Below are 23,703 nucleotides of genomic sequence, written 5' to 3' on the forward strand. Positions count from 1 at the left end.
ATGAAACGCTTCCTCCTGGCCACCGCGACGCTCGCGGCGGCCGCCACCGCCGCTGCGCAGCCGGCGGTGATCTACGAACTCGGCGGCAAGAACGACAAGTCCTTCGGCGAGGCGGCCTGGCGGGGCGCGGAACAGTGGAAGAAGGAGACCGGCAAGCCGTACCTCGAGTTCGAGATCGCCAACGCCGCGCAGCGCGAGCAGGCCGCGCGGCGTTTTGCCGAACGCGGCGCCGACCCGGTGGTCGGCGTCGGCTTCCCGCAGGCCTCGGCGATCGAGAAGGTGGCCAAGGACTTCCCGAAGCAGCGCTTCGCGATCGTCGACATGGTCATCAAGCTGCCCAACGTGCAGAGCTTCGTCTACCGCGAGCACGAAGGCAGCTTTCTCGTCGGCATGCTGGCGGCGATGGCCAGCAAGTCGGGCAAGGTCGGCTTCGTCGGCGGCCAGGACATCCCGCTGGTGCGCAAGTTCCTCTGCGGCTACGAGCAGGGCGCGAAGTACGCCAACCCCAAGGTGCAGGTGCTGTCGGCGATGACCGGCACGACCAACGCCGCCTGGACCGATCCGCCGCGCGGCGCCGAGCTGACCAAGGCCCAGATCGCCCAGGGCGTGGACGTCGTCTTCAGCGCCGCCGGCAGCACCGGCTTCGGCATCATGCAGGCGGCCAAGGACGCCGGCATCTACGCCATCGGCGTCGACAGCAACCAGAACCACCTGCACCCGGGCACGATGCTGACCTCGATGGTCAAGCGCGTGGACCTCGCGGTCTACCAGGCCTTCAAGGGCGTGCAGCCGGGCGTGACGGTGCTGGGGCTCAAGGAAGGCGGCGTCGACTACGCGATCGACCAGTACAACGCCAAGCTCATCACGCCGGCGATGAAGGCCAAGGTCGAGCAGGCGCGTGCCGACATCGTCGCAGGCCGGCTGAAGGTCATCGACTACACCGCGGCCGGCGCCTGCAAGTAAGTCAGGCCGGCAGCGACACGCCCAGCGCCGCGGCGTGCGCACGCACCACAGCCTCGGCGGCGGTGCGCTCGGCCTCGCCGAGGAAGGAATGGCGCGCCGCCTGGACCGTCATCGCCAGCAGGTCGGCCGTGGACAGCGGCGTCTCGCGCAGCAGCGCCGCGGCTTCGGACGAGTGGCTCAGGCTGGACATGAGCCGGTTGTCGGTGTGATAGCTGAGGCTCACGCCGGCGCGCCACAGCGCGGTGATCGGGTGCGCCGCCACCGAGGCCGCGGCGCCGGTGTGCACGTTGCTCGTCGGGCAGACCTCCAGGTGCAGCCCGGCGTCGCGCACGCGGTCGAGCATCTCGACACGTGCCGGGTCGGACAGCACCTCGACCAGGCGCACGCCGTGGCCGACACGCCGTGCGCCATGCTGCAGCGCTTCGAGCACCCGTTCGGCGCCGTCGGCCTCGCCGGCGTGCAGCGTCAGCGGCAGGCCGGCGGCACGCGCGGCGGCCAGCGCGTCGGCGTGGTCGGTCAGCGGGTGGCCGTGTTCGGGGCCGGCGAGGTCGAAACCGACGACGCCGCGGTCGGCCCAGCGCAGCGCCAGCTCCAGCGCGCGGAAGGTCTGCACCTCGGGCAGCTGGCGCATCGCGCAGACGATGAGCCCCGACGGCAGCGGGCTGCGCTTCAGGCCGTCGACGATGGCTTCGACCGCCGCGTCGCCATCGACGCCGTGGGCCTCGAACAGCAGCGGCGCGACGCGGAACTCGGCCAGCAGCGCGCCGTCGGCACGCGCGTCCTCGGCGGCTTCGTAGGCGACACGCGCCAGCGCCTCGGGCGTGGCCATCGCCGCCACTGTCAAGGCGAAACCTTCGAGGTACTTGGGCAGGCTGCCGGCGTGCGCGTTGGCGTCGAACCAGGCGTCCAGCGCGGCGACGTCGGCCGCCGGTGACGGCAGGCCACGCTGCTGCAGCAGCTCGTGCAGCGTCGAGACACGCAAGCCGCCGTCCAGATGCTCGTGCAGCAGCACCTTGGGCAGCGCGTGGGCCAGCGGGGTGTCGGGGTCGTGCATCGCGGCGGTTTCAGCAAGGCGCGTGCCGGTCAGGCGCCGCGGAGGCAAGGCTTTTGCTACAGGACGTCTTGTATCCTGACCGCCCCATTCCCCACTGCCGTCGCGCCATGCCGCTCCGTACCCTCGCCGCGCTCGCGGCCTGCGTCGCCGCCGTGCAGGCGGCCTGGGCCGCACCGGCCGTGGTCTACGACACCGGCGGCAAGTTCGACCGATCGTTCAACCAGTCGGCCGCCGAAGGCGCCGAGCGCTGGAAACGCGAGACCGGCCAGCCCTTTCTCGAGTTCACCGTCACCAACCCGGCGCAGCGTGAACAGGCGCTGCGGCGCATGGCCGAACGCGGCGCCGACCCCATCGTCGGCATCGGCTTCGCGCAGAGCAGCGCCGTCGAGAAGGTGGCGCGCGACTTCCCGAAGCTGCGTTTCGTCATCGTCGACGCCGTCGTCACGCTGCCCAACGTGCAGAGCATCCTGTTCAAGGAACACGAGGGCAGCTTCCTCGTCGGCGTGATGGCGGCCACGGCCAGCAAGACCGGCACCGTCGGCTTCGTCGGCGGCATGGACGTGCCGCTGATCCGCAAGTTCCAGTGCGGCTACGAGCAGGGCGTGAAACACGCCGACCCGAAGGCCCGGGTGCTGGCGGCGATGACCGGCACGACGCCGGCCGCCTGGAGCGACCCGGCCCGCGGCGCCGAACTGGCGCGCGCGCAGTTCGCCCAGGGCGCCGACGTCGTCTTCGCCGCCGCCGGCGCCACCGGCGTCGGCATCCTGCAGGCGGCCCGCGACGCCGGCAAGCTGGCGATCGGCGTCGACAGCAACCAGAACCATCTGCACCCGGGCACGGTGCTGACCTCGATGGTCAAGCGCGTGGACGTCGCGGTCTACCAGGCCTTCCAGGGCGTGACGCCGGGCGTCACCGCGCTGGGGCTGAAGGAAGGCGGCGTCGACGTCGCGATCGACGAACACAACGCGAAGCTCGTGACGCCGGCGATGAAGGCCAAGGTCGAGCAGGCGCGCGCCGACATCGTGGCCGGCAAGCTGAAGGTCGTCGACTACATGGCGCACAACGCCTGCCGCTGATGCCGACGACGGGGCCCGACACGCGCGGCGCCGCGGTGCGCCTGCGCGGCATCCGCAAACGTTTCGGCGCCGTGCAGGCCAACGACGGCGTCGACCTGACGGTGGCGCCGGGCCGCGTGCACGGCATCGTCGGCGAGAACGGCGCGGGCAAGAGCACGCTGATGGCCATCCTCTACGGCTTCCACCCGGCCGACGAGGGAACGATCGAGGTCGACGGCCGCGAGGTGACGATCGCCAGCGCGCGCGACGCGATCGCGCTGGGCATCGGCATGGTGCACCAGCACTTCATGCTGGTGGACAGCCTGAGCGCGCTGGACAACGTGCTGCTCGGCGCCGAAGACGGCTGGCAGCTGGGCCGCGCCCGCGCCGCGCTGCGCACGCGGCTGGACGCGCTGATGGCCGAGACCGGCCTGCAAGTGCGCCTGGACGCGACGGTGGCCGAGCTGCCGGTCGGCGAGCGCCAGCGGCTGGAGATCCTCAAGGCCCTGGTGCGCGGCGCGCGCTGCTTGATCCTGGACGAGCCGACCGCGGTGCTGACGCCGCAGGAGACCGAGCAGCTCTTCGTCACGCTGCGCCGGCTGCGCGAACGCGGCACGACGATCCTGCTGATCACGCACAAGCTGAAGGAGATCCTGGCGCTGTGCGACGCGGTGACGGTGATGCGCGCCGGCCGCGTGGTGCTGGACGGCCCCATCGCCGGCATGACGCTGGACGGGCTGGCCGAGGCGATGGTCGGCCGGCGCGTGCAGCTGGGCCGTGGTGTCGATGCCAGCGCGGCGCCGGGCGAGGAGCTGCTGGCCGCGCGTGATCTGCGCTGGCGCGACTCGCTGGGCGTACCGAGGCTGGACGGCGTGTCGCTGTCGCTGCGTGCCGGCGAGATCGTCGGCGTGGCCGGTGTCGCCGGCAACGGCCAGGGCGAGCTGCTGGACGTGCTGGCCGGGCTGCTGGCGCCGCAGGAAGGCGAACTGGCGCTCGGCGGCCGGCGCTTCACGCCGGCGCGCTGGCTGGACCCGGCGACGGCGCGCACGCTGAAACTCGCCCACGTGCCCGAAGACCGCCACGCACGCGGGCTGGTGATGCCCTTCCCGATGTGGGAGTCGGCGGCGCTGGGGCACGAGGCGGGCTACGCGCGCGCCGGCTGGCTGGACGGCGGCCGCATGCGCGCCGACTGCGCAACGATGATGGAACGCTACGACGTGCGCCCGCGCGACCCGGCGCTGCGTTCGTCCAGCTTCAGCGGGGGCAACCAGCAGAAGCTGATCCTGGCGCGCGAGACCTGGGGCGGCCCGAAGGTGCTGCTCGTCGGCCAGCCGACCCGCGGCGTCGACATCGGCGCGATCGAGTTCATCCACGGCCGGCTGCGTGCGCTGCGCGACGGCGGGGCGGCGGTGCTGGTCGTTTCCTCGGAACTCGACGAGATCCTGGCGTTGGCGGATCGGGTGCTGGTGATGGCCGGCGGGCGCGTTGTCGGGGAGCTGCCGGTTTCGGAGTGCAGTGAGGCGGTGTTGGGGAGGTTGATGGGGGGCGCTGTTTCGTGATGCTCGTGGGTGTCGTCCGCCAGCATCGGCGCGCGGGCGCAGGGATCGATCGCCTGCATCGGCGCGAGGCACGCCAGGAGGCCGCCGCCGGGGGCTCCGGCTCGCGGACCGGCGCTGCGCGCCGGCTTCGTTGCGCTGCTCGGATTCGGGGTCGCGCGGCCCAACTCGCTGCGCTCACTTCGTTCGCTCCGCTCAAACAGTCGGCCGCGAGCCAGATCACGATGCGCGCTGCGCGCGCCGACCCCGAATCCTCCGCTGCTCACCCGCGAAAGTCGCCCCCAACGACGGCCCCCTGCCGTGCCCACAGCGAGCGGTGCCGCACCACCTGTCTGTGCGCCACCAGCAGTGGTGGAGCCGGGCGTCGGGGCGTGTCCCGGAGTGAAGTATTAGGAGGAGGGCGGGCTTGCCCGCCCGGGGGACATGAACGCAGGGGCACGCCCCGGCGGCCGGCTCTCGCGCCTGCGGTGGCAAGCGGTCTTGCCGTTGCCTCCGGCATCGGCGGCCTGCGGACGCGCCGATGCATGAATGCGCGGCAGTCGACTGGAGCCACTGCATGACCCGCACCCCCGACCTCCCCCGCTGGGTCGACGTCGCCGTGCTGCCGCTGGTGAACCTGGCGGCGGCGCTGCTGGTGGCCGGCGGCGTGATGGCGCTGGTGGGCTTCGAGCCGCTGCAGGTGATGAAGCTGCTGGCGCAGGGCGCGTTCGGCAGCCGCATCGGCTGGGGCTACACGCTGTACTACGCGACGACCTTCGTCTTCACCGGGCTGTCGGTGGCCGTGGCCTACCACGCCGGGCTGTTCAACATCGGCGGCGAAGGCCAGGCGATGCTGGGCGGGCTGTGCGCCGGGCTGGTGGCGCTGGCCGCCTCCAGCGTGCTGCCGGCCTGGGCGATGCTGCCGCTGATGGTGGCCGCCGCGGCGGCCGGCGGCTGCGCCTGGGCGGCGGTGCCGGGCGCGCTGCAGGCCTGGCGCGGCAGCCACGTCGTCATCACGACCATCATGTTCAACTTCGTCGCCGCGGCGCTGCTGGGCTGGCTGCTCGTCGGGCCGCTGAAGGAGCCCGGCAACATGACGCCCGAGAGCGCCGCCTTCGCCGACTCGGCGCACCTGCCGGGGCTGCACGAGGCGCTGGGCTGGATCGGCGTCGAGTGGCCGAAGACGCCGCTGAACCTGTCGCTGCTGCTGGCCGCGGCCGCCGCGGTCGGCGTCTGGGCGCTGCTGTGGAAGACACGCGCCGGCTACGCCATCCGCGCCGTCGGCTTCGCCCCCGAGGCCGCGCGTTATGCCGGCATCGCGCCCAAGCGCACGGTGCTGCTGGCGATGGCGATCTCGGGCGCGCTGGCCGGGGGGGTGGGGGTCAACGAGATCGCCGGCGTGCACGGCCGGCTGATCCCGGACTTCGTCGCCGGCGCCGGTTTCGTCGGCATCGCCGTCAGCCTGATCGGGCGCAACCACCCGCTGGGCATCGTGCTCGCGTCGCTGCTGTTCGGCGCGCTGTACCAGGGCGGCGCCGAGCTGGCTTTCGAGCTGCCCGGTTTCTCGCGCGACATGGTCGTGCTGCTGCAGGGGCTGGTGGTGCTGTTCGCCGGGGCGATGTCGCGCATCGGCGCGCCGGCGCTGGCGCGGCTGTTCGGGAGGCCGGCGCGTGGATGAGCTGGCGATCGGCTCGCTGGTGGCGAGCACGCTGCGGGTGTCGGTGCCGCTGATCCTGTGCGCGCTGGCCGGGCTGCTGTCCGAACGCGCCGGCGTCATCGACCTGGGCCTGGAAGGCAAGATGCTCGCGACCGCCTTCTCCGCCGCCGCCACCGGCGCGGTGACGCAGTCGCTGCCGGCGGCGCTGGCCGTGGCGCTGGCCGTCGGCCTGGCCTTGTCGATGCTGCAGGGCTACGCCTGCGTCACGCACGGCGGCGACCAGGTGGTGTTCGGCATGGCGATCACGATGACCGCCGCCGGCGCCACCGTCGTGCTCGGGCTGGCCTGGTTCCAGCAGGGCGGGCAGACGCCGCCGCTGCCCGACGCCGTGCGCCTGGGCCCGTGGTTCACCGCGCTGGGCGAGCAGGTGGCGCGGCTGCCGGGCATCGGCCCGGGGCTGGCGCTGGCGCTGTTCGGCCACACGGCGCTGGTCTACGGCGCGCTGGCGCTGGTGGCCGCCGTCTGGTGGCTGCTGTGGCGCACCCGTTTCGGGCTGCGGCTGCGCGCCGTCGGCGAGAACCCGGCGATGGTCGACGCGGCCGGGGTCGGCGTCGCGCTGCTGCGCTACCAGGCGCTGGCGCTCAACGGCCTGCTGTCGGCGCTGGCCGGCTGCTCGCTGGTGCTGGCGCAGAACCCGTCGTTCATCCCGAACATGACCGCCGGCCGCGGCTACATGGCGCTGGCGGCGATGATCTTCGGCAAGTGGCACCCGGCCGGCGCGCTGGCGGCCTGCCTGCTGTTCGGCTTCCTCGACGCGGTGTCGATCCGGCTGCAGGGCGCCGAGCTGCCGCTCGTCGGCACGGTGCCGGTGCAGGCCATCCAGGCGCTGCCCTATCTGCTGACGGTGGTGCTGCTGGCCGGCTTCATCGGCCGCTCGCGCGCGCCGGCGGCGCTGGGCCGGCCCTACGTGAAGGAGCGCTGATGGAGCAGCCCGACGACGAGACGATGCAGCGCCTGGTCGACGCCGCGCGTGCAGTGCGCCTGAACGCCTACGCGCCCTACTCGCGTTTTGCCGTCGGCGCCGCGCTGCTGGACGCCGAAGGCCGTGTGCACGCCGGCGCCAACGTCGAGAACGCCGCCTACCCGCAGGGCTGGTGCGCCGAGACCTCGGCGCTGGCGGCGATGGTGGCCGCCGGCGGCCGGCGCGTGCGCGCCGTCGTCGTCGTGGGCGCCGGGCCGCGGCCGCTGACGCCCTGCGGCGGCTGCCGCCAGAAGCTGCGCGAGTTCGCCGCCGACGACTGCCCCGTCTGGAGCGCCGACGAACACGGCATCACCGCGCGCCACACGCTGGGCGCGCTGCTGCCCGCGGCCTTCGGGCCCGACCATCTGCAGGAGAACACGCCATGAACGAGAGCATCGCCGCCAGCGTGCAGCGCCTGGCCGCGCTGGGCCCGGCGCCCGCCGTCGCCGTCGTGCTGGGCAGCGGCTGGGACGGCATCGCCGCGCTGGTCGACGACCCGGTCGACGTGCCGTATGCCGAGCTGCCGGCCTTCCCGCGGCTCGGCGTCGCCGGCCATGCCGGCGTGCTGCGCGCCGGGCGCGTGCGCGGCACGCCGGTGTGGCTGCTGCGCGGGCGCAAACACGCTTACGAAGACGGCGACGCGGCCGGCATGAAAGGCGCCATCCGCTCGCTGGCCGCCGCCGGCTGCCGCACGCTGGTGCTGAGCAACGCCGCCGGCAGCCTGGACGCGGCGATGCCGCCGGGCTCGTTGATGCTGATCGCCGACCACCTGAACGTCGTGCAGCGCACGCCGCTGCACGGCGAGCCGGGCAACGATCGTTTCGTCGACATGGGCCGCGCCTACGACCCGGCGCTGCGCGAACGCGCGCGCCAGGTGGCGGCGGACCAGGGCATCACGCTGCCCGAAGGCGTCTACGCCTGGGTGCTGGGGCCGCAGTTCGAGACGCCGGCCGAGATCCGCATGCTGGCGGCGATGGGTGCGCAGGCGGTGGGCATGAGCACCGTGCCCGAGACCATCCTGGCGCGCCACGCCGGGCTGCGCGTGCTGGGGCTGTCGATGTTCACCAACATGGCCGCCGGCCTGTCGGCCGAGACGCTGAGCCACGAGCACACGATGGCCGTGGCGCGCGGCGGCGCCGACGACGCGGCGCGGCTGCTGGCGGCGCTGCTGCCGGTGCTGGCCGCGGCCTAGAAAGCGCGCCTCTTTAGAGCTGGTAACCGAGCACCATCGCGACCCCGGCTTCCTTGTTGGGGCGCACGATGCTGTCGCGTGTCATCCGGCTCATGCGGATGGCCAGCTTGTCGCCGACGAACCACTTGCGATAGAGCGTGTCGGCCTCGCCGCTGGCGTACAGGCGCGCCAGCGTGCGGTCGACGGCGGCGAGCAGCGCCTTGTCTTCCTTGCGCACCATGACGCCGTAGGGCTCCACCGACAGCGCCAGCGTGCTGAGCTGGAACTTGTCGGCCGCGCCGTCGGCCGAGGCCAGGCCTTGCAGCAGCGCGTCGTCCTGCGCGAACGCGCGCACCTTGCCGGCCTTCAGCGCGGCATAGGCTTCGGTGTTGCTGCCGAAGACCTGCAGCTTGAGGTTGACCTCGGTCTCGGCCAGGCGGGAGAAGAGCTTCTCGGACGTCGTGCCCTTGCTCAGCGCCAGCGGCAGGCCGTCCAGGTCCTTCAGCGTCGTGACCGGCGTGTCCTTGGGCGTCAGCACGCGCATCTGGGCGACGAACATCGTGTAGCTGAACGCCACCTGCTCCTGCCGCGCCTTGGTGTTGGTGGTGGAGCCGCACTCCAGGTCGATCTCGCGCGCCAGCAGCTTGGGGATGCGCTCGGCGCCGCTGACCACCTTGTACTGGACCTGCAGCTCGGGCAGCTTCAGCTCGCGCTTGAGCTCCTCAACGGCGGCCAGGCACAGGTCGACCGAGTAGCCGACCGGGCGCTTGTTCTCGTCGAGGTACGAGAAGGGCCGCGCCGCTTCGCGCACGCCCAGGGTGATGGTCTTGGTGGACTTGATGCGGCTGAGCGTGTCGCCCGGGGTCTGGGCACTCGCAACACCGCAGGCCGCCAGCAGCGTGATGACTGCCAGCCGGCCGAAACGCAGGGACGCCATGGGGGGCCGTCTTTCGGGAGATCGGGGAGGGCGAGATGGTAAATCTCGGACGGCGTCCATCCCATGACCAGCAGGGGGTGCTGCGTCGTTGGCGGTTCGGCGGGGTGTGACCGATTGCTCGCCTCGGGTGCGTCGTTGTGGTGCACGTCCGCCGGCAGTGGTGGGGGCCGGCCGCCGGGGCGTGTCCCTGCGTTCATGTCCCCCGGGCGGGCTGCGCCCGCCCTCCTCCTAATACTTCACTCCGGGACACGCCCCGACGACCGGCTGGCGGCGCAGAGGTGTGGCGCGATCAGGAAGCCGGTGCGCGGGCGCGCGCTAGGAAGGCGCTGGCCGGCGACAGGCTCACTGCTTTCGGCTGCGTTCGGCCTTGTGGTCGTAGCCGGGGTCCCGATCGAGTTTGCCGAAGAGGCCTGTCACCCGCGCTTGCTCTCGCCGGGCGATGAACTCCTTCAGGGCGAGATTCACTGCCGCATCCGGCGTCGGCTCGCCGCTGACGCGGAAGGCGCGCTCGAGCAGTTCGGGGTCGATGGCTAGGTTCGTGGCCATTCGGGTTGCTCCCGTCGAACGGTTCGCTTGGCTGTCGTGCATTGCGTTCAGCGAGGCAGGGCCTTGAACTCCAGCCCCAGCGCGCGTACGAGCTTCGCGACGGTCTCGAAACGCGGCTTGGCGCCCGGCGCCAGCGCCTTGTACAGGCTCTCACGGCTCAGGCCGGCGTCGCGTGCGACCTGCGTCATGCCCTTGGCCCGCACGACGTCGCCCAGCGCCAGCAGCAGGAAGTCGGGGTCGTTCGCTTCGAGCGCGGCCGACAAGTACTCGGCGATCGCGTCGTCGTTGTCGAGGTAGCGCGCGGCGTCGATGTCGACCGGCGCTTCGGCGGAGGCTTGGTCTCGGTCAATGAATGGGCTCGCTCCGCCTCTCGCCTCAGTCGAAAGACATCGCGCTGAGGCGTTATCCAGATTGCGAAAAGCTCTGGCATGGCGGACCGGCAGTTGCTACTTTTAGATTATGGCGCCGGCAACAGCGGGCTTGGCTTCCCCGCACGAGCGCAGCATAATCTTCCTGCCTAGCGATTGTTCGACCTCGGTCGAACCGGGTTGCGGGTCGCAACCCGCCTTGCATTTTTGCCCATCTGGCGATGGAGTCCGCTTCGGCTCCCCGCCAGTCGGCAGGGAGCCGAAGCGGACTCCATCGACGCTCTAGTAGGCATGCTGATACGCGCGATCAAACAAGAGAACAGCGCAATCGGCGCTCGGGTTAGAAAGTTTGGGCTGGCCATCGTGGCCAGCCCACCTCTTTTGGCCCGATCAAATCAGCTTATGTTCTTGTGCGGCGCCAATAGATCAACTGGCATGCCGTCAGCAAGACGAGAAGCGATTAAGCGATTCGTCGAGAGGCTGTCGCCCGAGTATCGGGTTATATACGCCGAAGCCGTATTTAACGAGCTCACGAAGATCGGCCATTCAAAGAACGTACTCGACCTTGAGCACGAAATCTCTGACATTGCCGACAAAATTCTTATCGTCCTCGAAAGCCCAAGCGCGTTCTGCGAACTCGGCGCATTTGCGCATCAAAACTTCCGCAAGAAGCTGATTATCGTTAATAACTCAGAGTTCAAAACCCAGAACTCATTTATTAACACCGGACCCATTGCCGCAGCGAACGAGGTAAAGTCACCCGTACTGTGGTACCCCATGGCACCAGATGGGGTCTACAACATCGATGGAATTGGCGCCACGTTCAACGAATTAAAGGCCGCAATCGATGTCAAGCCAGCAAGTCGAGGAACCCGTGTTGCCGGGGACATTTCTGCACTTGAGGCAAAGAAAGTCAGCCTCTATTTTGTTCACGACATCGTACTGCTAACCGGCCCCATAAGCCACGAGGAGCTAGTCGAATTCTTCGTGGCCGCTTTCGGCAAGAAAAGCTACGACACGCTAAAGAAACTGCTAGGTGTACTCCGCTCGGCAGAGCTTATTCGAAGCTTTGACGCCAACGGGAGCTGGGTTTATGAATCAACAGTCGGAACAGCGTTCTTACAGTACAACTTCAAAACCAGCGCTCTCTTATCAACATTTCGGAGTTTTCACTTACAAAACCAACCAGCGAGATTGCCCCGATGACCGATTTCCCCGCACTCATCGGAGAAAAGACCAACGTACCCACCGAGATCATTAAATCAGCGGTGGACCTCGCTCACATTCGGTTCAGAAAAATAAAAGTCAAGAAGAGATCAGGCGGCGAGAGGATAATTATTCAACCCGCAGCAGAACTCAAACTGGTCCTTGCTTGGCTTAACAACGAAGTCATCTCAAAGCTGCCGATTAGCCCGATTGCCACAGCATTCCGAAAAGACGCGTCGATCCTAAAGAACGCTAGCGAACACAAGGCGTCTCTATATTCGATCAGAGTCGACATCAAGGAGTTTTTTCCTTCGATTCGCTCAAGCGACCTCGTGCTGGCCATAAAGAGCAGCCCAATTGAACTGCCACCTTTTACAGCAGAGGCTGGCTTCTTCGATTTTATCCAACGATGCTGCTTTGATAGAGACGGGCGCCTACCAATCGGATACCCGACATCTCCCGCCATAGCAAACGCAGTTATGCGCAATATTGATGTCGCGCTACTGAACAAAATTAACATCGACCCCACAAAATTTGGCCAAGCGCGCCTCACCAGATACGCAGATGATTTTGTATTTTCAAGCGACAAGCCTGGCGCATGTAGGTCATTTCTCGATACGCTTCAGGAAACTCTAATAAGGACAACCAGCCCCAGGCTAGCAATAAATTCCAAGAAGACCCGCTTCATGAGTCGACGCGGGGGCTCAACTCTGGTAACTGGGCTCCGCATCAACCAGGACGGCCTAGTCCGAGTTCACCCAAAATATAGAGACCACGTCCGCCTGCTGTTGAAGCACTTTGCAAATGGCAGCATATCCGCCGATGACGTGCCTCGACTCGTAGGCCATCTGGCCTTCGTACAGCACGCTGACCCTCGCCTGTTCACTCGCCTTTCATTCCGCTACTTCGAGGAAATTGCACGGCTACGGGGAAAGCAAGAAAACACATAAGACAAAGGCGCCCTCAGTCACTGCTTAACCACTGAGATCATCTGCTTTACCCGCATCTCAAACTATGAGCATCGGGTTGTTTGCGTAGAAGATGGCTTGAGCACGCCCTGCCGCGGACGTCGGGTGGCCGGTGTAGGGAAGTATTAGGAGGAGGCCCGGCGCAGCCGGGCCGGGGGACATGACCGGAACCGGCCACCCGGCGGCCGCGGCACGCCTCGGCGCTCGCACGCGATAAGCACCGACGCACCGCAAACCATCACCCGCCACGCGCAACCAAACAAAAGGCAGGGCGCCGCCAACCACTGCGCCATCAACCAACCGACAACGCCCCGGTGTCAAACTCCACCCCGACACCCATCCCCGTCCCCCACCCGAAATGAAAGACCTGATCGCCACCTCCCGCACCGCGCTCGCCTGTCTGGACCTGACGAGCCTGAACGACGCCGACACGGCGGCTGACGTGGAGCGCCTGTGCCAGCGCGCCGAGGGGCCGCAGGGGCGGGTGGCGGCGGTGTGCGTCTGGCCGCGGTTCGTGGCGCAGGCGCGCGCGGCGTTGCCGCCGGCCGTCAAAGTGGCGGCGGTGGCCAACTTTCCGGACGGCAGCACCGATGTCGAACGCGCCGTGCGCGAGGCGGCCGAGATCGTGGCCGCCGGCGGCGACGAGGTCGACGTCGTGATGCCCTGGCAGGCGCTGGACCAGGCGCGCACGCTGCTCGCCCAGGTGCGGCGCGAAACACGCGGCCGCACGCTGAAGGTCATCCTCGAGACCGGCGAACTGCGCGACCCGCTGCTGATCCGCAACGCCGCACGCATCGCGCTCGACGCAGGCGCCGACTTCCTGAAGACCAGCACCGGCCGCACGCCCCACGGCGCGACGATCGACGCCGCGCGCCTGCTGCTCACCGCCATCAACAGCGGCGGCTACCGCCAGGCGGGGCTCAAGGTCTCGGGCGGCATCCGCACCGCCGAGCAGGCGCAGAACTACGTCTACCTGGCGCGTGCGGCGCTCGGCCAGCCGACGCCGGCGCGCTTTCGCATCGGCGCCAGCAGCCTGCTCGACGACCTGCAGGCCGTGATCGGCGGCACGGCGCGGCCGGCGGCGGCCGGCAGCTACTGATGGCCGCACGCCGGCCGGCCGCGCAGCCGGTGCTCGCCGCGCTGGCGCTGGCCGCCGCGCTGCTGGGCGGCTGCGCCGCGGCACCGCCCGCCGCCCCGCCCACCACCGCCCCCGCGGCCACCGTGCCGCTTCGCCTGCTGGCGATCAATGACTTCCACGGCCACCTGCTGCCGCCGCCCGGCGGTTATCGCGAGGTGGACCCGGCCGACCCGGCGCGCAGCCGCAGCATCCCGGCCGGCGGCGCCGCGGCCATGGCCAGCGCGGTGCGCGAGCTGGCGGCCGGGCACCCGAACCACGTCTTCGTCGCCGCCGGCGACCTGGTCGGCGCGTCGCCGCTGCTGTCGGCGCTGTTCCACGACGAGCCGACGGTCGAGTCGCTGTCGGCGATGGGCCTGGCCTACGCCGCCGTCGGCAACCACGAGTTCGACGACGGCGCCGACGAGCTGCTGCGCCTGCAGCGCGGCGGCTGCCATCCGGTGGACGGCTGCCGCGGGCCCAGGCCGTTCGCCGGCGCCGGCTTCCAGTACCTGGCGGCCAGCACCGTCGTGCGAGCCACCGGCCAGACGCTGCTGCCGCCGTACGCCATCCGCCGCTTCGACGGCGTGCCGGTGGCTTTCGTCGGCCTCACGCTGAAGGGCACGCCGCAGATCGTCTCGCCCGCCGGCGTGGCCGGGCTGGCGTTCCGCGACGAGGCCGAGACCGTCAACGCGCTGGTGCCCGAGCTGCAGCGCCAGGGCGTGCAGGCCATCGTCGTGCTGCTGCACGAAGGCGGCGAGGCCGACGGCGGGCGCGACGGCTGCGGCGACCTGCGCGGCGCCATCACGCGCATCGTGCCGCGGCTGCACCCGGCGGTGGACGTCGTCGTCAGCGGCCACACGCACCGCGCCTACGTCTGCCGCGTCGACGGGCGGCTGGTCACCAGCGGCGACCGCTACGGCACGCTGGTCACGGCCATCGACCTGGAGCTCGACCGCGCCAGCGGCGAGGTGCTGCGCTCGCAGGCGCACAACGTCGTCGTCGACACGCGCCGCTTCGCGCCCGACGCCGGCCAGACGGCGCTGATCGCCGCCTACGAACGCCTGGCCGCGCCGCTGGCCAAACGCGTGGTGGGCAGCATCGCCGCGTCGTTGACACGCGAGAGCGACGACTCGGGCGAGTCGGTGCTGGGGCGCGTCGTCGCCGACGCGCAGCTCGCCGCCACGCGCGCCGCCGGCGCCCAACTCGCGCTGACCAACCCCGGCGGGCTGCGCAGCCCGATCCTCAAACCCGCCGACGGCCGCGTGCGCTACGAGGACGTGTTCGAGGCCCAGCCCTTCGGCAACCGGCTGGTGACGATGACGATCAGCGGCGCGCAGCTGGCGGCGCTGCTGGAGCAGCAGTTCCAAGGCGAGCGCCCGCGTGTGCTGCAGGCCTCGCGCGGCCTGCGGTACGAATGGGACGCCACGCGCCCGCCCGGCGCGCGGCTGCTGCCGGGCTCGCTGACGCTCGACGGCCAGCCGGTCACGCCCGATCAGCCGGTGCGCCTGACGGTCAACAGCTACCTCGCCGAAGGTGGCGACCGTTTCCCGATGCTGCGCGACGGCCGCGAGCGTGTCGTCGGCATCGGCGACGCCGACGCGCTGGCCGACTACCTGGGCCGCCACCCCGGGCTGCAGCCGCCGCAGAACGCACGCGCCGTGCGCCGCCGCTGAACGAGGAAACACGATGCTGGCTGCCGAAGTGATCGCCAACAAGCGCGACGGTCGCGTGCTGTCCGACACCGAGATCCGCGCCTTCGTCGCCGGGCTGACCGCGCCCGAAGGCGAGGCGCGCTGGAGCGACGCCCAGGTCGCCGCGCTGGCGATGGCCGTGCTGCTGCGCGGCATGGAACGCGCCGAGACGGTGGCGCTGACGCAGGCGATGACCGACTCGGGCGAGCGCCTGCGCTGGGCCGGTTTCGGCCGCCCGGTGCTGGACAAACACAGCACCGGCGGCCTGGGCGACAAGACCAGCCTGCTGCTGGCCCCCATCGTCGCCGCCTGCGGTGGCCTGGTGCCGATGATCAGCGGCCGCGGCCTGGGCCACACCGGCGGCACGCTGGACAAGCTGGAGGCGCTGCCCGGCTACGGCGTCGACCCGTCGCCCGAACGCCTGCACGCGGTGCTGCGCACGGCCGGCTGCGCCATCGTCGGCGCGTCCGCGCGCCTGGCGCCGGCCGACCGCCGGCTCTACGCCATCCGCGACGTCACGGCCACCGTCGAGTCGCTGCCGCTGATCACCGCCAGCATCCTCAGCAAGAAGCTCGCGGCCGGGCTGGACGCGCTGGTGCTCGACGTCAAGGTCGGCAGCGGCGCCTTCATGCGCGACGCGGCGGCGGCGCAGGCGCTGGCCACCAGCCTGGTCGACACCGCGCGCGGCGCCGGGCTGGCCGCGGCGGCGCTGGTCACCGACATGAACCAGGTGCTGGGCCGCACGGCCGGCAATGCGCTGGAAGTCGCCGAATGCCTGGCGCTGCTGCGCGGCGAGCCGGGCGACGCGCGGCTGCTCGACGTCACGCTCGGTCTGGCGGCGCGGCTGCTGGTGCTGGGCGCGCTGCAGGCCGACGAAGCGGCGGCGCTGGCCGCGGCGCGCCAGGCGCTGGCCAGCGGCGCGGCGGCGGAACGTTTCGCGGCGATGGTCGCCGGGCTCGGCGGCCCGGCCGACGTGCTGAAGAATGCGCGGCTGGCCACCGCGCCGGTCATCGCCGAGGTGCCGGCGCTGCGCGACGGCGTCGTCGCCGCGATCGACGCGCGCGCGCTGGGTTATGCGATCGTCGAACTCGGCGGCGGCCGGCGCCGTGGCGGCGACGTCGTCGACCCGCGTGTCGGCCTGGACGAGATGGTCGCGCTGGGCGAGACACGCCGCGCCGGCGAGCCGCTGGCGCGCGTGCATGCGGCCGACGAAGACAGCGCCGCGCGTGCCGTGGCCGCCGTGCAGGCCGCCGTCACGCTGGCCGACACGGCACCGCCACCGCCGCCCTGGCTGCATCAACGGATTGACGGAGACAGTGCATGAAGCCTGTGGTCAAGATCTGCTGCATCGCCAGCGTCGACGAAGCGCGGCGCGCGGTCGCGGCCGGCGCCTCGGCGCTGGGCCTGGTGTCGGCGATGCCCAGCGGCCCCGGCGTGATCGCCGACGCGACGATCGCCGAGATCGCCGCCGCAGTGCCGCCGCCGACACGCACCTTCTTGCTGACCTGCCGCACCGACGCGGCCTCGATCGCCGCGCAGCACGCCGCCGCCGGCACGACGACGCTGCAGCTGGTGGACGCGGTGGCCGTCGAAGAGCTGCAGGCGCTGCGCAGGCTGTGCCCGGACGTCGAGATCGTGCAGGTGATCCACGTCACCGGCGAAGCGTCGATAGCCGAGGCGGTGGCCGTGGCGCCGTATGTCGACGCGATCCTGCTCGACTCGGGCAACCCGGCGCTGGCGGTCAAGGAGCTGGGCGGCACCGGCCGGCGCCACGACTGGGCGATCAGCCGGCGCATCCGCGACACGATCGGCCCGCTGCCGCTGGTCCTGGCCGGCGGCCTGAACCCGGCCAACGTGCGCCAGGCCGTCGAGACGGTGCAGCCCTACGGCCTGGACCTGTGCAGCGGCGTGCGCTGCAACGGCCAGCTCGACGACCGCAAGCTGGCCGCGTTCTTCGCCGCGCTGAAGGATTAGACCGGCATGGGAACGCAAGAGCAGGCCCGCGAGCGCCTCCCCTCGTCAGACTGACTGGAGCCTCCCTCGCGGAGGGAGGCTGGAGGGAGCCGTCGAACGAGCGGGAGCACCCTCCCGGAGGGGGCTCGGGGGAGCCCAAGGTTCAGCCGCAGGCTAGGAGTTCGCGCCGCCGCGCGAACTCCTAGCGTTCGCCCTGGCGGTACGGCTTCATCAAAGCCTGCGGATACGCGGCGCGCCGCGCCATCACGACCAGCGCGACGATCGCCATCGCGTACGGCAGCATCAGGTAGACCTGATACGGCAGCTCGACGCCGAAGACACCGCCGCCGGCCTGCTGCAGGCGCAGCTGCAGCGCGTCGAAGAAGGCGAACAGCAGCGCGCCGGCCAGCGCCTTGCCCGGCCGCCAGGACGCGAACACGACCAGCGCCACGCAGACCCAGCCGCGGCCGTTGACCATGTTGAAGTAGAAGGCGTTGAAGGCCGACAGCGTCAGGAAGGCGCCGGCCACGCCCATCAGCGCCGAGCCGGCAGCCACCGCACCGAGGCGCAGGCGCACGACGTTCAGGCCCTGGCCTTCGGCGGCGGCCGGGTTCTCGCCGACCATGCGCACCGCCAGCCCCAGCGGCGTGCGGTAGAGGAACCAGGCGATCGCCGGCACCCCCAGCAGCGCCAGCAGCACCGGCGGCGTCTGCTCGTTCAGCACGGGAATCGGCAGCCAGGACATCGGCTCGAAGGGCTGGATCGTCGGTGGCGTCTCGACCTTGGGGAAACCGACGCGGTAGGCGAAGCTCGCCAGGCTCGTCGCCAGCAGCGTGATGCCCAGCCCGGCGACGTGTTGCGACAGCCCGAGCACGACGGTCAGGCCGCCGTGCAGCAGGCCGAAGACGGCGCCGACCGCCGCGGCGACGGCGACGCCGGTCCACAGCCCCGCGCCCTGGTAGACCGCCAGCCAGCCGGCGAAGGCGCCGGCGACCATGATCCCCTCGATGCCGAGGTTCAGCACCCCGGCGCGTTCGCACATCAGCACGCCCAGCGTGCCCAGCACCAGCGGCGTCGCGATGCGCAGCACCGCCACCCAGAAGGGCGCGGCCATCAGCAAATCAAGCGTTTCGCTCATGCTCTGCGAACTCGATATTGGGTCAGCATCGTCGCCACCAGCACGCTGATCAGCGACACGGCGACGATGACGTCGGCGATGTAGGTCGGCACGGCGACGGCGCGGCTCATGCTGTCGGCGCCGACCAGCATGCCGGCGACGAAGACCGCGGCGGCGACGACGGCCAGCGGGTTCAGCATCGCCAGCATCGCGATGACGATGCCGCTGTAGCCGTAGCCCGGGCTCATGTCCAGCGTGACGTAGCCGGTGCGCCCGGCGACCTCGACGGCGCCGGCCAGCCCGGCCAGCGCGCCCGACAGCAGCGCCACCTTCACCGTCGTCCAGCCCACCGGCATGCCGGCGAAACGTGCGGCGCGCGGGTTGGCGCCGACGGCGCGGATCTGGAAGCCCAGCGTCGTGTACTTCAAGAGCGCCCACAGCGCGACGGCCAGCACGACGGCGGCGACGAGGCCGGTGTGCACGCGGCTGCGTTCGAGCAGCTTGTCGAGCTGCAGCGCGTCCTGCAGCGCCACGCTCTGCGGCCAGCCCATGGCCATCGGGTCCTTCATCGTGCCGTCGAGCATCGCCGAGACGAAGAGCAGCACGATGAAGTTCAGCAGCAGCGTCGTCACGACCTCGTCGACGCCGAAGCGGCTCTTCAGCAGCGCCGGCCCCAGCAGCAGCAATGCGCCGGCCAGCGCGGCGGCAGCGAACATCAGCACGAAGAGCAGCGCCGGCGCGATCTCGTAGCCGACGCCGTCGTGCAGCCCGCCGACGGCCACCGCCGCCAGCGCGCCGGCGTAGAGCTGGCCTTCGGCGCCGATGTTGAACAGCCGCGCGCGAAACGCGACCGCGGCGGCCAGCCCGGTGAAGATCAGCGGCGTGGCGCGGGTCAGCGTCTCGGTGATCGCGAAGCGCGAGCCGAAGCCGCCTTCGAGCAGCAGCGCATAGGCCCGGCCGACCGGCGCGCCGGCCCAGGCCACCAGCAGCGAGGTCACGAGCAGCGTGAAGGCCACGGCGGCCAGCGGCGCGGCGACGAGCAGCACCCGCGGCACCTCGGTGCGTCGTTCAAGCCGCATGCGCCACCTCCCGGCCGGCACCGGCCATCGCCAGGCCGATGTCGGCCAGCGTCCAGTCGGCCGCGGCACGCGGCGCGCCGAGCACGCCGTGGCAGATGACGGCGACACGGTCGGCGAGCGCGAAGATCTCGTCCAGGTCTTCGCTGATCAGCAGCACCGCGGCGCCGGCGGCGCAGGCGTCGAGCAGCTGCTGGTGCACGTAGGCGACGGCGCCGACGTCCAGGCCCCAGGTCGGCTGGTTGGCGACGACCAGCCGCGGCGTCGTGCCGCTGCCCCGCAGCGCGCGGCCGAGGATCAGCTTCTGCATGTTGCCGCCCGACAGCGAGCGCGTCGTCGTGTCCAGGCCGCCGCCGCGCACGTCGAAACGTTCGACGACCTCGCGTGCGAAGGCGCGCGCGGCGGCGCGGCGCACGACGCCCCAGCGGGCGAAGGCCGGGCTGGCGTGGCGCTCGAGCACCGCGTTCTCCCAGATCGGCAGGTCGCCGACGACACCGACGGCGTGGCGGTCTTCGGGGATGCGCGCGACGCCGGCTTCGACAAAACGCCGCGGCGACGGCGGCAGCGCCTGGCCGTCCAGCCGCACGGCGCCACCGGGTGGCGCGTGCTCGCCGCACAGCGCCTCGGCCAGCGCCTGCTGGCCGTTGCCGGCGACCCCGGCGACCGCGAAGACCTCGCCGGCGCGGATCGAGAGCGTCGTGCCCGGCAGCTCGCAGACCACCGGGCCGGGTTCGTGGCGCGTCTTCACCGCCGGGGCGACCGTGCGGCCGACCATCGCCTCGGCCAGGTCGGCCTTGCTCGCGCCTTCGGCCGGCAGCACGGCGATCAGCTTGCCGCCGCGCAGCACGGCGATGCGGTCGCTGACACGCAGCACCTCGTCGAGCTTGTGGCTGATGAAGATGATCGACAGGCCGCCTTCGACCATCTGCGCCAGCGTCGCGAACAGCGACTCGCTCTCCTGCGGCGTCAGCACCGCGGTCGGCTCGTCGAGGATCAGGATGCGCGCGCCGCGCACCAGGGCTTTCAGGATCTCGACACGCTGGCGCTCGCCCACCGACAGCTCGGCGATGCGCGCGTCGGGGTCGACCTGCAGGCCGAAACGCTGCGCGGCGTCGAGCAGGCGGCGGCGCCAGTCGCCGCGGCGCGTGAACGGCTGCCACAGCGGCTCGGTGCCGAGCATCACGTTGTCGAGCACGCTCAGGTTGTCGGCCAGCGTGAAGTGCTGGTGCACCATGCCGATGCCGGCGGCCAGCGCCGCCTTCGGCTGGCCCGGCGGCAGCGTGCGGCCGTCGACCTCGATCGAACCTTCGTCGGCGACGTAGTGGCCGAAGAGGATGGACACCAGCGTGCTCTTGCCGGCGCCGTTCTCGCCGAGCAGCGCGAGCACCTCGCCGCGGTCCAGATCCAGCGAGATGCCGTCGTTGGCGACCAGGGGGCCGAAGCGTTTGGTGACGCCCTTCAGGCGCAGGACCGGGGGACTCGCAGACATCGTCGGATTGTCACGCACGAAGCGCGCCAGCCCGGGCGGGCGCCGGGGCGGCCGCTACCATCAAGGCCGCCCGCCACCTGAAGCACACATCCTGGACTCCTGCCCCAACTGCGAGCAGCCGCTGCCCGAGCCGACACCCAAGTTCTGCCCGCACTGCGGCCAGGAGACGCGGGTGCGTGCGCCGACCGTCGGCGAGTTCGTGCAGCAGTTCGGCGGCGCCTACCTGTCGACCGAAGGCGCGATGTGGCGCACGCTGGCGCTGCTGCTGCGCCGCCCCGGCGAGCTGACGCGCCAGTACCTGCGTGGCCGGCGCAAGCACTACGTGCTGCCGCTGCGGCTGTACCTGACGATCAGCGTGCTGGTGCTGCTGGCGGTGCGTGTGTCCACGCTGCTCGACCCCAGCACGCCGCAACCGGCGCTGCAGGTCGACAAGGGCGAGGCGCCGAAGATCGAGCTCAGCGTCGGCGGCGCCAGCATGCAGGTCGGCATCAAGCCGGGCGGCGAGGGCTTCGAGTGCCGCAACGTGCCGGCGGCGGTCTGCAAGCGGCTGGAGCAGCGCCTGGGCATCGGGCCGGCGGCGCTGGCCAACGACACGAGCGGGCTCAAGGCCCGGCTGACCGACGCCGTCGGCCCGATGATGTTCGTGCTGCTGCCGTGTTTCGCGGCCGGGCTGGCGATCGCCTACCGCAACCGGCGGCTGCGCTACACCGAGCACCTCGTCTTCGCGCTGCACCTGCACGCGTTCTGGTTCCTGATGCTGGGCGTGACGCTGCTGCCGCTGGGCGGCCTGCAGCTCGTGGCGTGGCTGGCCGTGCCGGTCTACACCTGGCTGGCGCTGCGCCGCGTCTACGGCGGCCGCTGGTGGACGCAGGCGCTGCGCGCCAGCGTCCTGGCGACGTTCTACTTCACGACGCTGGTCACCGCGACCATGTTCGCGGCGCTGTGGGCGCTGCTGGCCTGAGGCCGCGGCGCTCCGGACCTCAGCCCTCGTGCGTGCAGTCGCGCGATGGCCTTCGGCAGGCGCAGAACGCCTTCCGGCGTCCTGCGTCCAGGCTCAGCTCTTGACCAGGCTGGAGACCAGCGAACGCAGCGCGTCCTTCAGCCGGTCCTGCGCCAGCGCGCTGCACTCGGCGGCCGAGGCGACCGGGCGGCCGTCGAAGACCGTCGAGCTCTTGGCCGGCTCCCAGACGAAACGCCGCGTCGGCGAGGTCTTGGGCAGCAGCGTCACGCGCGCGGTGACGACACACAGCTTGCCGTCGACGACGCCGCCCTCGACCTGGCTGAGGAAACCCCACTTGGCCTTCGGGTAGAGCTTGACCAGACGCTCGGTGGGCAGCGCCTCCTTCCAGGCCGCCATCACGGTCGGCTTGTCGATCAGCGCGGCGGTCGAGAAGTCCTCGATGTCGTAGGTCGGGGCGGTGGCGGCCGACGCGAACGGCGCGGCGACGGCGAGAACGGCGGCACAGAGCAGGGCACGGGTCATGGAAGGCGCTTCTTCGTCTTGTTGGCGAGAGGGGGCGTGAGCCCGCGGGCGGGCGTCGTGCGCCCGGGCGGCATGCTAAGCGCGAACGCGCCGGGGGAACCAGGCGGTTCCCCCGGGCCGCGTCACTTGCCGGCCTTGGGCTGGCTGTCGTCGACCTTGACGACGAAGCTGCCGTCGAGGATGGCCTTCTCCTTGGCCTGGACCTTGGCGACGAGGTCGGCCGGGACCTTCTTCGCGAACGTGCCCAGCGGCGACAGCTCGGAGCCCTTGAACTTCATCGTCGAGTAGCGGCCGTAGTCCTCGGCCTTGAAGGCGCCGGCCTTCACCGCCTTGAGCGCGGCGTCGATCGTCGGCTCCATGTTCCACAGCGCCGAGGCGACCACCGTGTCGGGGTACTGGGCCTGGGTGTTGATGACGTTGCCGATCGCCAGCACCTTGCGCTCCTTGGCGGCGTCGCTGACGCCGAAACGCTCGGCGTACATCACGTCGGCGCCCTTGTCGATCATCGCGAAGGCGGCTTCCTTGGCCTTCGGCGGGTCGAACCAGCTGTTGATGAAGCTGATCGAGAACTCGACCTTCGGGTTCACTTCCTTGGCGCCGGCGATGAAGGCGTTCATCAGGCGGTTGACCTCGGGGATCGGGTAGCCGCCGACCATGCCGATCTTGCCGCTCTTGCTCATGCCGGCGGCGATCATGCCGGTGAGGTAGGCCGGCTCCTGGATGTAGTTGTCGAAGACGCCGAAGTTCGGCGCCTGCGGCTTGCCCGAGCTGCCCATCAGGAAGGCGACCTTCGGGTAGTCCTTGGCGACCTTGCGCGCGGCGGTCTCGACGGCGAAGGACTCGCCGACGATCAGCACGTTGCCGGCTTCGGCGTACTGGCGCATCACACGCTCGTAGTCGGCGTTGGCGACGTTCTCGCTGAACACGTACTCGACCTCGCCACGCGCCGCGGCGGCCTTCAGCGCCTTGTCGATGCGGCTCACCCACTGCTGCTCGACCGGCACGGTGTAGATGGCGGCGACCTTCAGCTTGGTTTGCGCGAAGGCCGGGACGGCGACGGCGGCCGCCAGCGAAGCGGCGGCGAGCAGGGTGATGCGGCGGGTGATCTTCATCAGGGCTCCTGGGGCTGTATCGGTATGTGACGACGACAACCGGCCCACTTTAGCAAGGGCCATGCCTTGACGCACTTGACGGCCGCCAAGAGTGTCAGGCTGGGTTGTCAGTGCGACTGTCGCGCGTCATTGACTTAGGGCAAAACTGAAATCAGGGTGCCCGCCTACCGTGCGAGTCCGAATC

At 70.7% G+C, this 23,703-nt stretch carries 23 protein-coding genes; 14 read left to right on the forward strand and 9 right to left on the reverse strand.

The window, feature by feature from the left end; genetic code table 11:
• A complete protein-coding gene (locus tag G5B56_RS13270) occupies positions 1–963 on the forward strand; it encodes a BMP family protein (RefSeq protein WP_164963491.1) in 963 nt (320 codons plus the stop codon).
• A 1-nt stretch (position 964) separates the two neighbouring features.
• Here G5B56_RS13270 and G5B56_RS13275 read toward each other — a convergent pair whose 3' ends face one another.
• Positions 965–2,017, reverse strand: coding sequence for an adenosine deaminase family protein (locus G5B56_RS13275; RefSeq protein ID WP_164963492.1), 1,053 nt, complete (start codon positions 2,015–2,017; stop codon positions 965–967).
• A 107-nt stretch (positions 2,018–2,124) separates the two neighbouring features.
• Here G5B56_RS13275 and G5B56_RS13280 point away from each other — a divergent pair, with 107 nt between their 5' ends.
• From G5B56_RS13280 to G5B56_RS13305, 6 genes are all read left to right on the forward strand, one after another.
• A complete protein-coding gene (locus tag G5B56_RS13280) occupies positions 2,125–3,093 on the forward strand; it encodes a BMP family protein (protein WP_164963493.1) in 969 nt (322 codons plus the stop codon).
• Positions 3,093–4,631: an ABC transporter ATP-binding protein gene (locus G5B56_RS13285; protein ID WP_164963494.1), complete on the forward strand. Its 1,539-nt coding sequence runs from the start codon at positions 3,093–3,095 to the stop codon at positions 4,629–4,631. The genes G5B56_RS13280 and G5B56_RS13285 overlap by 1 nt, the downstream gene beginning before the upstream one ends.
• 553 nt (positions 4,632–5,184) lie before the next feature.
• Entirely contained in the window at positions 5,185–6,285 is a 1,101-nt protein-coding gene (locus G5B56_RS13290) for an ABC transporter permease (RefSeq protein WP_164963495.1), read from the forward strand.
• Positions 6,278–7,246, forward strand: a complete 969-nt coding sequence (locus G5B56_RS13295) for an ABC transporter permease (protein ID WP_164963496.1) — start codon at positions 6,278–6,280, stop codon at positions 7,244–7,246. The genes G5B56_RS13290 and G5B56_RS13295 overlap by 8 nt, the downstream gene beginning before the upstream one ends.
• Positions 7,246–7,671, forward strand: coding sequence for a cytidine deaminase (locus tag G5B56_RS13300; RefSeq protein ID WP_206023522.1), 426 nt, complete (start codon positions 7,246–7,248; stop codon positions 7,669–7,671). Before G5B56_RS13295 ends, G5B56_RS13300 begins: the two co-directional genes overlap by 1 nt.
• Entirely contained in the window at positions 7,668–8,477 is an 810-nt protein-coding gene (locus tag G5B56_RS13305; protein ID WP_164963497.1) for a purine-nucleoside phosphorylase, read from the forward strand. The genes G5B56_RS13300 and G5B56_RS13305 overlap by 4 nt, the downstream gene beginning before the upstream one ends.
• A 13-nt stretch (positions 8,478–8,490) precedes the next feature.
• Here G5B56_RS13305 and G5B56_RS13310 read toward each other — a convergent pair whose 3' ends face one another.
• The 3 genes from G5B56_RS13310 to G5B56_RS13320 form a co-directional block, all read right to left on the reverse strand.
• On the reverse strand, positions 8,491–9,393 hold the full coding sequence (locus tag G5B56_RS13310; protein WP_164963498.1) for an amino acid ABC transporter substrate-binding protein: 903 nt from the start codon (positions 9,391–9,393) through the stop codon (positions 8,491–8,493).
• Between the two features lie 342 nt (positions 9,394–9,735).
• The gene (locus tag G5B56_RS13315; RefSeq protein ID WP_164963499.1) at positions 9,736–9,939 is read right to left on the reverse strand and encodes a type II toxin-antitoxin system VapB family antitoxin; all 204 of its coding nucleotides are present in this window, start codon (positions 9,937–9,939) and stop codon (positions 9,736–9,738) included.
• Positions 9,940–9,986: 47 nt separating this feature from the next.
• The gene (locus G5B56_RS13320; RefSeq protein ID WP_206023524.1) at positions 9,987–10,289 is read right to left on the reverse strand and encodes an addiction module antidote protein; all 303 of its coding nucleotides are present in this window, start codon (positions 10,287–10,289) and stop codon (positions 9,987–9,989) included.
• A gap of 309 nt (positions 10,290–10,598) precedes the next feature.
• On the opposite strand from G5B56_RS13320, the gene G5B56_RS13325 reads away from it, so the two are divergent.
• From G5B56_RS13325 to G5B56_RS13350, 6 genes are all read left to right on the forward strand, one after another.
• Positions 10,599–11,513 carry a retron St85 family effector protein gene (locus tag G5B56_RS13325; RefSeq protein WP_164963500.1) on the forward strand — a complete coding sequence of 305 codons (915 nt, stop codon included), beginning with the start codon at positions 10,599–10,601 and terminating at the stop codon, positions 11,511–11,513.
• Entirely contained in the window at positions 11,510–12,463 is a 954-nt protein-coding gene (locus G5B56_RS13330) for a retron St85 family RNA-directed DNA polymerase (protein WP_164963501.1), read from the forward strand. Before G5B56_RS13325 ends, G5B56_RS13330 begins: the two co-directional genes overlap by 4 nt.
• Before the next feature lie 376 nt (positions 12,464–12,839).
• Positions 12,840–13,580: a deoxyribose-phosphate aldolase gene (gene deoC / locus G5B56_RS13335; RefSeq protein ID WP_164963502.1), complete on the forward strand. Its 741-nt coding sequence runs from the start codon at positions 12,840–12,842 to the stop codon at positions 13,578–13,580.
• Positions 13,580–15,271 (forward strand): bifunctional UDP-sugar hydrolase/5'-nucleotidase, encoded by a 1,692-nt coding sequence (locus tag G5B56_RS13340; protein WP_164963503.1) that lies wholly within the window; start codon positions 13,580–13,582, stop codon positions 15,269–15,271. Before deoC ends, G5B56_RS13340 begins: the two co-directional genes overlap by 1 nt.
• A 13-nt stretch (positions 15,272–15,284) precedes the next feature.
• On the forward strand, positions 15,285–16,613 hold the full coding sequence (locus tag G5B56_RS13345; protein ID WP_164963504.1) for a thymidine phosphorylase: 1,329 nt from the start codon (positions 15,285–15,287) through the stop codon (positions 16,611–16,613).
• Positions 16,610–17,263: a phosphoribosylanthranilate isomerase gene (locus G5B56_RS13350; protein ID WP_164963505.1), complete on the forward strand. Its 654-nt coding sequence runs from the start codon at positions 16,610–16,612 to the stop codon at positions 17,261–17,263. Before G5B56_RS13345 ends, G5B56_RS13350 begins: the two co-directional genes overlap by 4 nt.
• A 181-nt stretch (positions 17,264–17,444) precedes the next feature.
• Here the strand turns inward: G5B56_RS13350 and G5B56_RS13355 are convergent, their stop codons facing one another.
• From G5B56_RS13355 to G5B56_RS13365, 3 genes are read right to left on the reverse strand one after another with little or no spacing between them, the layout of a single operon-like run.
• The gene (locus G5B56_RS13355; RefSeq protein ID WP_164963506.1) at positions 17,445–18,380 is read right to left on the reverse strand and encodes an ABC transporter permease; all 936 of its coding nucleotides are present in this window, start codon (positions 18,378–18,380) and stop codon (positions 17,445–17,447) included.
• Positions 18,377–19,438: an ABC transporter permease gene (locus G5B56_RS13360; protein WP_164963507.1), complete on the reverse strand. Its 1,062-nt coding sequence runs from the start codon at positions 19,436–19,438 to the stop codon at positions 18,377–18,379. Before G5B56_RS13360 ends, G5B56_RS13355 begins: the two co-directional genes overlap by 4 nt.
• Positions 19,428–20,924, reverse strand: a complete 1,497-nt coding sequence (locus tag G5B56_RS13365) for an ABC transporter ATP-binding protein (protein WP_164963508.1) — start codon at positions 20,922–20,924, stop codon at positions 19,428–19,430. The genes G5B56_RS13360 and G5B56_RS13365 overlap by 11 nt, the downstream gene beginning before the upstream one ends.
• 7 nt (positions 20,925–20,931) lie before the next feature.
• Between G5B56_RS13365 and G5B56_RS13370 the strand changes: the two genes are divergently transcribed.
• Positions 20,932–21,885, forward strand: coding sequence for a DUF3667 domain-containing protein (locus tag G5B56_RS13370; RefSeq protein ID WP_240920812.1), 954 nt, complete (start codon positions 20,932–20,934; stop codon positions 21,883–21,885).
• A 93-nt stretch (positions 21,886–21,978) separates the two neighbouring features.
• Here the strand turns inward: G5B56_RS13370 and G5B56_RS13375 are convergent, their stop codons facing one another.
• Together G5B56_RS13375 and G5B56_RS13380 are read right to left on the reverse strand one after the other, a co-directional pair.
• The gene (locus tag G5B56_RS13375) at positions 21,979–22,407 is read right to left on the reverse strand and encodes a hypothetical protein (protein WP_009856155.1); all 429 of its coding nucleotides are present in this window, start codon (positions 22,405–22,407) and stop codon (positions 21,979–21,981) included.
• A gap of 122 nt (positions 22,408–22,529) precedes the next feature.
• Entirely contained in the window at positions 22,530–23,519 is a 990-nt protein-coding gene (locus G5B56_RS13380; RefSeq protein WP_009856154.1) for a BMP family protein, read from the reverse strand.
• Positions 23,520–23,703: the final 184 nt, after the last annotated feature.

Source organism: Rubrivivax sp. JA1026, from assembly GCF_011065555.1.
GTDB classification, from domain to species: domain Bacteria; phylum Pseudomonadota; class Gammaproteobacteria; order Burkholderiales; family Burkholderiaceae_C; genus Rubrivivax; species Rubrivivax benzoatilyticus.